Annotated in this window: 9 protein-coding genes; all 9 read right to left on the bottom strand. The window is 42.7% G+C overall.

Annotated features, from left to right (window positions below):
- Positions 1 to 4: 4 nt before the first annotated feature.
- Positions 5 to 1297 (bottom strand): response regulator transcription factor, encoded by a 1293-nt coding sequence (locus JEQ21_RS02135; RefSeq protein WP_199363775.1) that lies wholly within the window; start codon positions 1295 to 1297, stop codon positions 5 to 7.
- The gene (locus tag JEQ21_RS02130) at positions 1290 to 2936 is read right to left on the bottom strand and encodes a sensor histidine kinase (RefSeq protein ID WP_199363774.1); all 1647 of its coding nucleotides are present in this window, start codon (positions 2934 to 2936) and stop codon (positions 1290 to 1292) included. Before JEQ21_RS02130 ends, JEQ21_RS02135 begins: the two co-directional genes overlap by 8 nt.
- The gene (locus JEQ21_RS02125) at positions 2933 to 3538 is read right to left on the bottom strand and encodes a DUF624 domain-containing protein (RefSeq protein WP_199363773.1); all 606 of its coding nucleotides are present in this window, start codon (positions 3536 to 3538) and stop codon (positions 2933 to 2935) included. The genes JEQ21_RS02130 and JEQ21_RS02125 overlap by 4 nt, the downstream gene beginning before the upstream one ends.
- A 266-nt stretch (positions 3539 to 3804) precedes the next feature.
- Complete coding sequence (locus JEQ21_RS02120) at positions 3805 to 5292, bottom strand: ABC transporter substrate-binding protein (protein ID WP_199363772.1); 1488 nt, start codon at positions 5290 to 5292, stop codon at positions 3805 to 3807.
- Between the two features lie 24 nt (positions 5293 to 5316).
- Positions 5317 to 6240, bottom strand: coding sequence for a carbohydrate ABC transporter permease (locus tag JEQ21_RS02115; protein ID WP_199363771.1), 924 nt, complete (start codon positions 6238 to 6240; stop codon positions 5317 to 5319).
- A 9-nt stretch (positions 6241 to 6249) separates the two neighbouring features.
- Complete coding sequence (locus JEQ21_RS02110; RefSeq protein WP_196091908.1) at positions 6250 to 7179, bottom strand: ABC transporter permease; 930 nt, start codon at positions 7177 to 7179, stop codon at positions 6250 to 6252.
- Positions 7180 to 7823: 644 nt separating this feature from the next.
- A complete protein-coding gene (locus JEQ21_RS02105; protein WP_199363770.1) occupies positions 7824 to 9707 on the bottom strand; it encodes a family 20 glycosylhydrolase in 1884 nt (627 codons plus the stop codon).
- Between the two features lie 9 nt (positions 9708 to 9716).
- Positions 9717 to 10583 (bottom strand): ROK family protein, encoded by an 867-nt coding sequence (locus JEQ21_RS02100; RefSeq protein WP_199363769.1) that lies wholly within the window; start codon positions 10581 to 10583, stop codon positions 9717 to 9719.
- A 1-nt stretch (position 10584) separates the two neighbouring features.
- A complete protein-coding gene (locus tag JEQ21_RS02095; RefSeq protein WP_199363768.1) occupies positions 10585 to 13233 on the bottom strand; it encodes an alpha-mannosidase in 2649 nt (882 codons plus the stop codon).
- Positions 13234 to 13246 lie beyond the last annotated feature (13 nt).

Below are 13246 nucleotides of genomic sequence, written 5' to 3'. Positions count from 1 at the left end.
TAACCTAAATCTCAGTTCCCAACTGACTCATAGACTGGCGATAACTCTTGGGTGACTGCCCGCAAGTCCGTTTAAATATCTTATAAAAATACCCAACATTGCTATAGCCGACCTGAAAACAAATTTCCTCAATACTTGCCTGACTATGTAAGAGCAGTTGCTGGGCCACCTTAATTCGCTGCTGATTCAGCAACTCCGCAAAACTATGTCCTGTCTCCTTTTTAATCAACTGCCCCAGATACACCCGATTTAAATAGAAACGGGCACTGACCTCCTTCAGTGACAACTCCTGAGCATATTGCTCTTGAATCAGCAAAATAACCTCACCAACATGTTGGCTATAGCCTGAAGTTTGAACCAAATCCCTTATTTTTTTAATAAAAATTTCTAAGAGCTGATCCAGTTTCTCACTCGATTCCACCCCCTCATAAAAGGCCTCTAAGCGGTGATGATGGGTTTGGCGAAAGTAATGAAACACATCCGAAACAATATTCTTTACAAATTGCTTGGTCACATATAAGGGTGGACAAGAAGCCTCCAGTGCTGTCTTTAAATCCGGTACCAATTGCAAAATCTCTAGGACCTGTCCAGCTTCAATCAAACCTTCAAAAGACTGATAATAAAATTGCGAATCAAAGTCTGCTCCCTGTCCCAAGCCCCCATAAAAGAGAAACCGTTGAAAATGATCCACTAAAATTTCTAGCGTGCTTGATGGAGTCACAACTTCCCTGTACATGGCAGAAGACTCTTCCTCTCCTAACAATTGGAGATAATAAACCCGATGAAAAATCGTTTTCTCTCGAGCATAGTAATTTCCAAGGGGCTGTGGGTTAACGACAAACCATCGAGGATTTTCGACGTCTAACAAATCTTCTGGTGATAATATTCCAGCCAAAAACTGCTTTGAGGCAACAGTCTCAGATTCTCTTTGCGTTTCTGGTAACGTTTGTAGGATCCTTGCCAATTCTTTTTTATTAATAGGCTTCACCAGATAGTCCAAAGCTCCTAAAGAGACGGCTTGGCGGGCATATTCGAATTCCTGATAACCCGACATGATGATGACATGAATCTGAGGATAGGTCTTCTTCATGAGTTGAATCATTTCCAGACCAGTTAGACCCGGCATAGTGACATCTGTTAAAACGATATCGACTGGATTTTCTTCCATGTAGGCCAAAGCTTGCTCGGCACTCTCTGCTGTATAAACAATCTCAATCTGGTAGTCCTCATAAGGTAGAAGGTGCCTCATACCTTCTAAAATCATATACTCGTCATCTACGACCATCATTTTACGCATTCTGACCTCCTTCTTCAAAGACTTGGTCAATACGGATTTTGAACCAGGTTCCTTGATTCAGTTCTGACCCAAGTTCCATCTGATAGCGATCTCCAAATGAAAGAAGAAGCCGCTCATGGACATTGATCAAACCAATTGACCGTAAGCGATTTTCTTGGCTCAGTTGACGTTTACTAAACAGATCTTGGTATACCGCCAGGGTATCTTCCGACATCCCCTTCCCGTTGTCTCGTACAGATAAAATCAGACTCTGCCCCTCCTTACTTACCTTCAAGCTTAAGGCATTGTCATGTCTTCGCAAATCCAATCCATGTACAAAATAATTCTCCACCAGCGGTTGGAGTGTGAAACGAGGAATTTTCAAATCCTCACAACCTGCCTCAATTTGAAAGGCATAGGCAATGGACTTGGGATAACGCATCTGGCAAATATAGCTATGTTTCTCACAAAAGGCTAATTCGTCTGCCACGCTTGTCCAGGGAGTAGGTGAAACATTTCCCCTGAGTAAACTGGAGAATTCATAGATCATATCCCCTAGTTCTTCCATCTCCTTGCTGACTGCATACATGCGGAAAAACTCCAAAGTGTTATAAAGAAAATGCGGATTGATTTGGGCCTGTAAGGCCCTCATATTTGCATCTTTCTGAGCTAACTGGAGCCGATAAATGGCTTGTGTGTGTTGGTCCCGACTATCCAACATCTCATTAATTTCGGAAGCAATCATATGCATCTCTTGCTGCTTATTATCGGTTCGGATGCGCAAATCCTCCTCGCTAGAGGCAATGGCTTGGATACTAGTCACAATATCTTCTACCTGAATCTCATATTGTCGAAAGACTCGACGTAGGACCCAAAGCAAAGTACTTGCCAAGAACAGCCCACCAAATAGAATAACGGCAATCAGAGAACCAATTTCAGTCAAGGCAGCACTTTTAAGAAAGGCGACTGAGATTTCCAAATCACCACTGCTTCGGCGGGTCTGAGATAAACTCTGCCCTTCCTGACCATATTGATAGACCAATCGATCTAAGGAATCTTGGACGCGGACTCGCAAACCATCGCTACTTCTCCCCAGAACAATATCATCCAAGAGCTGCTGATCAACCGTTACATAGACAGTTGCCATTCCCTCTGTTGTAACTGGTGACAGCAGGGTCAATGTCAGACTATTTTCTGGTGCCTGGTAGTTTTCCAAAGCAAGCTTCCTTCCAGATTTCTGATCCTGATTGGAGACAAATACCGTCTCCCCTTCAACTGGTACCAAATCTAGTCCTTTAACAAAGGGATAATAAAGATAGAGGGTTCGAATCGCATCCTGTAGAGAAATATCTTCAGATGAGTTCCGATTTTGATCCAGTAACCAAGACTGATACTGGGATGGGCTTTCTTGAAAATACCGGTAATAGGCCTCCAAGTGCTTGCTATCCGTTAGATAATCTGCCAAATAATTGCCAACACGGCCTTGATAATCATCTAGCTCGACCTTTAAAATATCGGCAACTTCTTGTTGCAGTCCCAAGCGACTTTGTTCATATTGCAGCCAGGTACTGTAGGATAAGATACCGGTAAAAAAGATAACAATTCCTATGACGAGAACAGAGTAGCTCTTTAGTAATCGATGAAAAAACAAGGGTTTCATAGATAGCCCCTTTCAACTTTTTGAAAAAGAGGATGAAACACATCATAGACAAAGAACAACCACAAACACGGTAAAAAGAAGAATAACAAGAGGGGGAGCTTAAAGGTTAGCACCAAACAAATTAGGCTGCCGGCTAAAAAAAGTAAAGGACCTTTCCAATCCAGGAAGAGGGCAATTGTCGCAAGTTTCAGCCCGAGGAATAGTGGAAAACGTAAATGGGTCGCTAACTTTAGAAAAAGTGCATAAAGAACTAGAACAAAACAAAGGCCTAAAAAATTGGTGACCAGTACCACTTGCTGCAGCAAGGACGGTGGAAATTGCAGCAGCAACCATATACCACTAAACAAAAAGACCGATACAGCTAGTAAAATGGCCAAACAAGCATTATGAAGACGGAAATTATTCTTAAAAAGCTGAAATGCTTGGCCAAAGCGATACTGTTTCCCATCCCAACCATAGGCATCATAGAGTTGCAAGAGGGTCGCATTGGCCGGTGAGAGCCCCAAAAGAAATCCTCCGGACAAAACTAATACAAAATAGAGAGCACTGACTTTCATCAGGAAGAAAGATAAGTTGAAAAAAGAATCCATCCACTTTAACATAATAACCTCTCCTTATCTCTATTTTACCAAAATACCGCTGTTTTTGTAAGCGATTAACCAATCTTCTGACTCCTCCTTCACTTTCAAGGAATCTGGCTATTTTCCAAAAGATCAGAAGCGTCTCGACAACAAATAGAAAGAGGAGGCAGGCAAAAATCCAACCTCCTCCTCTAACCCATTAAAAACAATAGCGACTTATTGCCCACACAACGGCTAGTCTATTACAAGACCAATCTGCTGTTACTTGCTGTCTGGGACTTTAACCCCTATTTCTCAGCTAGGAAGGCGTCATATTGTTTTTGCATCTCATCCATAACTTTTTGGTAGGATGGTTCAGACTCTAACTTCTTGATCATTTCTGGAACTGCCTGATCTGGGTCGACAGTACCAGTATTGATGCTGGCTGCATATTGACTCATAATATTTTGAATGCTGGTAATTTCAGTTTTAACTGCATCAGCATTAAAGTTGAAACCTAGAAGTGGAGATTCTTGCGCACTAGCAAGCAATTGCTTAGATTTCTCAATATCCTTATCGGTTACCTTATCAGTGATATAGAGAATTTGGCTATTACCAGTGTTCCATGCTGACATCCGAGTATCATTCATGTAACCATCCAAGAGTTTAATACGATTTTCTGCACTTGGATCCTTTTCCCAGTTAACTCCTTCTGGACCAAAGACTAAACCATTGAGGAGCTCTGGATTGGTGTTCATCAAGGTTAAGACTTCCATAGCCTTTTCTTTATTTTTTGAAGTTTTGGAAATAACAAAATTGGCTACTTGTGTGGAACCATTGGTCTTGTAGGCAGTTGTAATGGCTTGAGATGTAATTGGATACCCAGCCACAGTTGAAAGAAGGCTATCACCATAATCTGCAGGACCTTGGGTTTCTTCGCGCACAAACCAGTTAGCTACATCCAAGTTAAAGGTCGCATCAGTTGTCGCTGCATCGGAAAGAATATATCCTTCCTTGTAATATTTATGAATTGTCCGAAGATCTTCCATTCGACGTTCTACTTGGAAAGGATTCACAATTTTTTTGGTATCCCCTTGCAAGTCAACCGCAAAAGGAAGTTCATTTCCTGCTGGGAACTCTAGACCATCGGTTGAGGGCTTGCTGGACTTAATCCAAGCTAACGGTGTCACATCTTTTTCTTTTTCCTTGATTGTAGCCAACATGGGTTCCAAATCATCGTAGCTATCAACCTTGGAAATATCAAAACCATACTTGTCAACCAGGTCTTGGTTAAAGGATAGCATTTGTTGACTAGCTACATTTCCAAAAACTGGTACGGAGTAAATTTTTCCATCAATGGTTGTCCCCTTGATATAAGCCGGATCGAGTGCGTCATAGAGGGCCTTTCCTTCTTTCTTATAGAGGTCAGTGAGGTCCACGTAAGCACCTTTTTGAGCGTTGGTCAAATAGGTTGGGCTGTCCGCGAAGGCAATATCAAATTCTTCTCCTGATGAGGTAATAATGGCCATTTTATCCTTGTAGTCACCCCAAGAAATGTATTTGATATCCAAGTGGGCTCCAGCTTCCTTTTCAAGAATTTTATTAGCGTTTTCAAGAAGCACATCCAAGTTCTTTGGTGCATCACCTATTTGATACATGAGGATATCGGTTACTCCATCTTTGCCACTGGCACTTTTTTCACTAGACTGATTTCCTGTCAAGGAGCCACAAGCTGCCAAACCAGCGACCGAGGCTAATGCTAGACAAGATAAAGCCATTTTCTTCCACGTTTTCATTGAAATAATCCTTTCTTTTTTCATTTACTCCTTTACTCCACCAATGGTTAATCCTTTTACAAAATACCGTTGGAAAAATGGGTAGAGGCAGGCAATAGGGAGGGTCGATACAACCACAATGGCCATCCGTGTTGCTTCCTTAGGTAGAGTCCCTGATACTGCGGAAGAGACTGTGGCCGCTGCTGCTGCATTTTCGGATAGATACTGAATATTGGCTTGGATTTTCATCAATAGGTATTGCAAGGGATAGAGATTGTCACTCTGAATATACAGGAGTGCATTGTACCAATCATTCCAGAAAGCCAAAGCCGTAAATAGGGCAATGGTCGCAATTCCTGGTAGTGTTAAAGGCAAACAGATCTGGAAAAAAATCCGAAATTCACTGGCACCATCAATCCGTGCCGATTCAATAATAGATTCCGAAATCGTTTTTCGGAAAAAGGAACGCATGACCATGATATTAAAGGGAGATAGAAGCATCGGGAAGATTAAAGCTACCACACTATCCTTTAAATTTAACAGCGAAGTCATGACAATATAAGTCGGGATGGTCCCCGCACTAAACAACATGGTGAAAAGGGCCATCAGGGTAAAAAATCGTCTGTACTTAAAGCTATTTCTAGAAATAGCATAAGCATAGAGTACTGTGAAAAAGACATTTAGACTTGTTCCTACAATGGTTACAAAAAAAGTAATAAAGAGGGCCTGAAAAATCTGATCCTTTAATTGGAAGAGGTATTGATACCCTGCTAAACTCCACTGCTCTGGCCAAAAAGAATATCCATTAATGGCCAAACTTGTTTCATCAGTTAAGGAAATGATGATCACAAAAAGAAAGGGCAGCATGCATGACAGAGCAAAAATCCCCAACAAAGTCGAAAAGAACAAATCCGTCTTTTTACTAAAGGAGTGGATGGAAACAGATGTAATTTCTCTTTTTTCTTTCATAGTTTCCTCCTAGAATAAGGCCGATTCTTTATCAAAACGCCGAACAATCAAATTGGTGGAAACCACCAAGAAGCATCCCACAATGGATTGATAAAGTCCTGCTGCAATCGCCATCCCAATATCTCCAGTCCCGGCAATACCACGATAGACATAGGTATCCAAAACTTGGGTCACATTAAAAAGGGGACCTGAATTCTTAGGAATTTGGTAGAACAAGCCGAAATCCGCCCGAAAGATATTTCCGACTGCTAAAATCGTCAAAATAGTAACTAAAGGCAATAGTTGCGGAATGGTAACGTACCGAATCCGTTGCCACTTACTGGCTCCATCCACAATTGCAGCCTCATAATAACTGGGATCAATCCCCATTATGGTCGCATAGTAAATAATACTGTTGTAACCCAATCCCTTCCAAATTCCTAAAAACAAGAGGATAAAAGGCCAGTAACCTGGACTGCTGTACCATTGGATTGGCTCCATTCCCATATCTACTAAGAGGTTATTAAACAAACCCTTGTCAGGGCTCAAAAAAGCATAGACAAAGAATGAAATAATGACCCAAGACAGAAAATAAGGAAAAAGGGTCGTGGTCTGGTAAAGCTTGACCAATCTCTTAGACCGCATTTCTGAAAAGATAATGGCAATTCCCACTGCAAAAATCAGACCTAAAAGAATAAAACCAAGATTATACAAGAGGGTATTTCGGGTAATGATGTAGGCATCTGAGGACTGGAAGAGAAATTTAAAGTTGTCCAAACCGATCCATTCACTTTTCAGGACACTGTCAATAAAACCTTCACCAGTATGCCGATAATCCTTAAAGGCAATCACATTCCCTAAAACGGGAATATAGAAGAAAAGTATCAACCAGAGGACACCCGGCAAAACCATCAGGAAAAATATGGCATTCTGCTTCAGATTTTTCAGCAAATCCTTCATAAAAACTCCTTTCTATCAAACATCTTCTTCCTTCCTCTTTAGTCTACTCTCTTAGGCCAGCTCTGTGAATTGCCATATTATAGCGAAAATTCTACAAATTATAGTTCTTACTATTTTTGGGGAAAAAAATAGAGGTTGAGACAAAAGTCTTAACCCTCCTATTTTGTTTGGTGAAATCACTTTGACGCAGTGCTTGATTCGCTCAAACAGCTAAAAGACTGTTTGAGGAACGAGATAAAATTTGCGAAGCAAATAACAATTGTTCACTTTTATTGAAAGAAAATTTCATGTTCTCTTATCGAGAAACTAAAAGAAAAAGGGTCAATTCCTAACTCTTTTACCTCCGAAAACAACCTAATCAACATTGACATGAACTTCGTTCATTTCATCTAGAAGCTCTAAAGGCATTCAACATGCCTTTAGACCGGAGGTGGGTACAAACAGTCTGGGAATAGACTGTTTGTACCTGAGCCTTAAATAAAGAAAGCGAAGACAGTCTGGGAAGAGACTGTTTGAACCCGAGCCTAACAATAAAAGAGCGAGGTAGGTTTGGGGAGAAACCGTTTCAGGTTACAACATGAAATAAAGACTTGTAACGAACGTTTTTTACAAATAAAATCGTTCTGTCTCACTCTCTATCTTGCTTAAGTTGTATAGAAGGTTGAGGCCGTCACCAGGGTATGCCACTGGTTGGCTGAGGTAGCCTTAAAGCCTTCTTTAATATAGAGGTCGTCAAATGGCAAGATTTTCTCTTCCAGCTCCTCTAGTTTGTCCAGGTTTCCTACCACATAATCTTGGAGTCTGTTCTGTGCCCGTTGAATCCGAGCTGCAAGCCCTCCCAAACGTAAGTCTAGGGTATCTAAGCCAAAGATTTTGTTTTCCCGCAGCCACTGTTGGCTAAGTACCTGATGGAAGTCTTTTAAATCCTGTTTCAACTGTTCTAGTTCAGGAATCTGTTGCTCCAATAACTCGAGATTCTGGCTTGCATAAGCTTGTCGCAAGACGTGAGTAACCCTCGTTTTTCTAGCCAACAAACGGCAAAGTTTAGCCTGGGTATTAAATAGATAGGACAGGTCATGAGCACTCTTAGCTAGCTGTTCCAACTTTGGAACCAGAGATTCAAAGTACAGAGCATCTGCTACTGCATCCGTATGAACTAGTAGGAGAGGACATAAGACATCCTGATAAAGCAGGTAGCGACTAGGGTTGAAACTATGGTGTTCCTGTCCTGGGTGACTCGGTGTTTGATTAGGGGTATCCAAGAGGAGAAAATCCTCTAAAGTCAGACCAATCAGTTGTTCAAAATGACTGGCGAGCTGCTCCGTGTTCCCTCGGTAATTCCATTCTGCCCAGGCTAAAAGACTGGGGAGGATGGAAAAGCTAGCCGCTTCTCCCCCATTATCTCCCCAAGCAGTAATGGTGACCTCTTGAACTCCAAATTTTTGACAAGCATTATGGGCCTGTCCAGCGATTAGAAGACTGAAGCGATTATCGGGAGTGAAACCAGTCCACTTCCAAGCTCCACTGGCGAAGGCAAGGTCTGTCCCCAGGGGCAGATGAGCTTGAAGTTTTTCGCTGTAACTGTCAGAGTTGGTTTGATAGTAATCCCAGTAGATGAGTTTCACGCGCTTTTTCAAGCCATCTATCTTCTTCTTGACAGCCTCATCCATTTCTAATTTTCCCGTATAATTCATTTGAGTGGATAGAAGTTGAAAGAACATATCACTCCACATGCTGCATTCGAAACCATAGGCATCCGCAAGATCCAAAACCCGTTCCAGGTGCTGACACATGAGCAGACTGCGATTCTGGAATCCATGCTCAATCAAATATCGTCCCAAGCCAAGCAGGTGGGCTTCATCCATACCTATATTGATTTTTCGAGTTTTAAGAGGACTAAGGGCTTGAAACATCTTCTCAATGAGCTTATAGGTCTCCTCTGATCCTACCAGTAAAATATTGTCAATGTCACGAATGGATTGGATGGAGGAAAGATTCCACTTTAGATAACCATGTAGATGGGCCAGAGTTTGGATACAAGGGACAAATTCCATTCCATAACGGTGGCATTCGGCTTCGATCTCCCTTAATTCCGCTGGCGTGTAGGCTCCACGGAAATAACCAAAATAAGGTTGATCTGGAAGTTGATAGGTGTCCTCCATATACAGTTGAAACTGATTGTAACCCATCAAAGCCAAGTATTGAATCATCTTTTTGCAGGAGGCCACAGTTAGAACCGCATTTCGGGAACAATCAAACATGGCCCCTAAATACTGGTAAACAGGCGTTTCCTCAAGTTCTACCTGGCTAGAACCCTGCTGCAGCTGGCTTGCTAAAGACAGGAGGCCACGGTAAAGCATGTGTTCTTTAGGTGCCTCTATCTGATAGCACCCATGATTTCCAGAAATGCGTAGGGAGTCATTTCCAGACAGCACCAATTCGAGGTCGGCATCTAGATGTAGTTGCTGACAAAGTTCAAGGATTTGCTCTGGACTTTGCCCAAGTCCTTCAGGAATGTTTAGGTTCATCTTTTCTCCTTATTGCAGGGTTCGCATATAGGCACCGACCAGATTGGCATTTTCTTTGTAATGACAAGCTCGAATTTCAGGCAAAACTGGAAATTCCTCTGGATACGCTTCTTGAATCAGATGGAGCTGTTCCCTAATCGCTTTTATAAATAGAGGGTTCTGGCTAATCGAACCACCAAAAGCAATCACTTGAGGCTCAAAGAAATAAAAGAGATTCAGGCAGCCAATTGCTATATTTTTAGCCATGGTCTCAATCGCTTGTTTACAAATCACATCTCCCTGATTCGCTTGATCAAAAATCTTCTTCCCGTTCCAGTTTTCTTCCGCTTCTCCAGATTGCTTGGCAACAGACCGAACCAGACTTCCAGTCGACGCTAATTGTGACCAGTTTTTCAAGGGTTCTTGACCCGAATCGATTAACATGTAGCCAAATTCCCCGCCAAAACCACGAGACCCCCGAACCAGTTGGCCGTTCACAAGGAGAGCACCTCCAATTCCTGTCCCCACCACAACACAGGCAAAAGTTGAAGGGGAATCATCTAAGGCCAGTTCACTTAGGCCAACGCAGTTTGCATCATTTTCCAAATAAACCGGACAGGCAAATTCCGCCAATAATTCATACCAGGAAACTCCGTGGATATAGGGAATGGCACTGAGACCCTGAATCACACCTGTCTCCAAATCAACGGCACCTGGAATGGAAAGCGAAATCGCTTCTAAGGACTCTGTGGCATGCATAAAATCCTTCATCTGCTCTAGTAAAATTTGCAAATTTTCTGGAGTAGCCCATTCCTGCCGATTACGCAACTGCTTATGTCCATCTATGAGAGCTGCCTTAATGCCAGTACCACCAATATCAAAACATGCAACTACCATATCAATCACCTTTCAATTGTTTTCCAACCACTTGTGTTCGTATTTCTTGAGCCCTCAAGATCCCCATTTCCTCTGAGAGGGGCTGCTCTAGTAAATCTGTCCACTCCCCATCATCCTGCCTCAAATCAATTGACTCTTGGCTTAAATTGAAATATCGAAGCAAAATCTGGTCTGAGGATTCTGCAACTTTTAAAGAAGTTACAGCTATCCGAGGATTGTCTAAAGCTGGATGTTGCAAACTCTGCCAAACAAGCGGCAGACTACCCGAATGTTTGCCCACCTGTTTTGTGAGGCAGGCACCTTGAAATGCAAAAGCTCTTTGGTAAGAATCATAGCGCTGCTCCACTCTTCCAAGCTCTAAAGCATACTCTACCTGCCAATCGCGCAAACACTGAGCGTCCGGGGTTGGAAAATAACCCCAGTCTCCCATTTCTCCAACTGCTCTTAACAAGGTTAAGGCAATCTTACCCGAATCCAGCACTTCATATTCATGAAGACCCTTACTGGACACGGTATAGAAGGTCTGTGAGTCTGCCATACTAATAAAGGTTCGATGGCGTTGGGGATTGGATGGATTTTCCCACATTTCCGAAGGTTGATTTGGCCGTCTTACCACCTCAAAGATCGAATCCGCTTCGTGTTCTTCTGCTTGGATTCCTAAATCAAATACCAGTCGAAGCCGGTGATCCTTCATCTCATTTTTAAAATTGGTTTGAAAACGGATTTGCGGATTATCTTGGAATAAAGTCAACCTGGTTTCAAGATACAGCTCCTTAACTTGCTGGTTTCTTTGAGACTTGCGATTTTTAAATTCTACCAGTCGCTGCTGCTCCTCCAAGAGGCTCTCTTCCATACCAAGGGGTAGTAGCAAGCGATGAACCATCCGCGCCTGAGCGTAAGTCTGGTCTTGATAAATCACTTGGAAATCCACCAAGTTTCCCAGCAGAGGCTCCTCTCCTTCCGGTGCCTTAAACACATATTCATTTCCGACATCCCCCGAATCCTCAAAATGCATCCAATGTTGATACTGCTCACCAGTCCTTTTATCCTCCAAGATCAAGTCCCCATCCGCCAACTCAAATCGATAATAGCGGTTTTCAAGAATTTTTTCATTCTTATTCTGGGAAGTTTTTTCCTTTTTGGGCAAAAGTTGAAAGGTTTGCCAAGAGAAGGGAGCTTGATTGGCTAAGGCAAAACGGACCCGAACCCTGCGAGCAAACTTAGCTGAACGAAAGGCATCTTTGGGTAAGTCATAGGTGAAGGCTACTCCCAAATCCTCAACCTGGGCCTCTAGCTCCTGCCCCTGACTCGTATAAAGCCCCAACGGAGGAAGCTTGATGTCTGCCATGTCTTGGAAATGGGCTTCTAATTGACCATCCCGAAAGTCTGCCGCATCTACGACCAGTTCTACATCCAGAACCTGGGATTGGGTGTAAGCACTTGGATTTAAAACGCTAAAAGCCAACCCTTGCAGACTCTGACTATCTAGTTTTGTCTCCCAACGATCCAAACTTCGTTGCGCTAAAAATTGGCCAACCTGCTGAACTTTCTGAAGACGAGTCTCCATTTCGGCATGAACAGAATCAACACTACAACCACAAATACTGTCATGGGGAGCATTTTGTAAGAGCAACTTCCAAGCATACCGCAATTCGTCCCTTGGAACCTCATCTCCTGTCAACACAACCAAGGGTTCGACCACCTGCTCCAACAAATGACTCGCTCGGTCAAAAGCCTGCTTGAGATACACTCGTGAGGAGGCTGTATTGGCTAGGGTGTACCAACCGTCAGTTTCCTGACTGGTTAATTCCCCCTTAACAGTCGAAAGATTGTCGGGTAGTTCCGCTCGCACAGCTTCTACGTAGTCTTCTAAAGTCGAATGAACAAAGCTAATCTCAGGATACAGTTTCCGAGCCACAGCCAAGGCTTGACTCAGATTTTTCTGGACCGGTTGATGGTCACAGCCATTCATCAACAGATACTGTGAGGTTGAAGCGTACTTTCTCACTTCTTCTAATTTTTGCTCCCAAAAAACACGCGCCTCTTCTAAATCAGCAGGAATCTCGTTGCCGTTGCTGTACCAATTGGCAAAAAGAATCCCCAAAACAGAGGTGCCATCTGCCCCTTCCCAAATCATCTCTGAATAAGGAGATTGGAAAGCTTCATCGCTAAGAACTTCATTAGCAAAGCCAACTGGCTTAACACCACGACCAAAAAAGGCCACATCAATACCAGCTTGCTGCAAGAGCTGAGGAGCTTGCCCCATGTTCCCAAAGGTGTCAGGAAAATAACCGATTTTAGGAGCCCGACCCCATTTCTTACTTTCCAAATGTCCGATTAAGCTATTACGAACATTGCTTTCACTGGAGATTAAAAAATCGTCTTGTAAGATATAGAAAGGACCAACTACCAAACGTCCTTCATCGATGTATCGCTGAAGTTTTTCCCGATTCTGGGGACGAATTTCCAAATAATCATCTAAAACAATGGTTTGACCATCTAAATGAAAACTCTTAAATTCTGGGTCACTTTCAAAGAGCTCCAACAAATCATCGAACAATTCCACCAAACGCATGCGATGCGCTTCCCAAGGAAGATACCATTCCCGATCCCAATGACTATGTGAAACAATATGCACCGTTTCTCTCATCCGAACGAACCTC

It is taken from the genome of Streptococcus sp. 121, from assembly GCF_016458205.1.
Classification (GTDB): domain Bacteria; phylum Bacillota; class Bacilli; order Lactobacillales; family Streptococcaceae; genus Streptococcus.
This window is presented reverse-complemented; position numbering and strand designations above follow the sequence as displayed.

Coding starts and splice junctions, on each gene's coding strand:
- JEQ21_RS02105 (WP_199363770.1), bottom strand. CDS start 9,707: ATGAACCTAAACATTCCTGAAGGACTTGGGCAAAGTCCAGAGCAAATC.
- JEQ21_RS02125 (WP_199363773.1), bottom strand. CDS start 3,538: ATGTTAAAGTGGATGGATTCTTTTTTCAACTTATCTTTCTTCCTGATG.
- JEQ21_RS02135 (WP_199363775.1), bottom strand. CDS start 1,297: ATGCGTAAAATGATGGTCGTAGATGACGAGTATATGATTTTAGAAGGT.
- JEQ21_RS02130 (WP_199363774.1), bottom strand. CDS start 2,936: ATGAAACCCTTGTTTTTTCATCGATTACTAAAGAGCTACTCTGTTCTC.
- JEQ21_RS02120 (WP_199363772.1), bottom strand. CDS start 5,292: ATGAAAACGTGGAAGAAAATGGCTTTATCTTGTCTAGCATTAGCCTCG.
- JEQ21_RS02110 (WP_196091908.1), bottom strand. CDS start 7,179: ATGAAGGATTTGCTGAAAAATCTGAAGCAGAATGCCATATTTTTCCTG.
- JEQ21_RS02115 (WP_199363771.1), bottom strand. CDS start 6,240: ATGAAAGAAAAAAGAGAAATTACATCTGTTTCCATCCACTCCTTTAGT.
- JEQ21_RS02095 (WP_199363768.1), bottom strand. CDS start 13,233: ATGAGAGAAACGGTGCATATTGTTTCACATAGTCATTGGGATCGGGAA.
- JEQ21_RS02100 (WP_199363769.1), bottom strand. CDS start 10,583: ATGGTAGTTGCATGTTTTGATATTGGTGGTACTGGCATTAAGGCAGCT.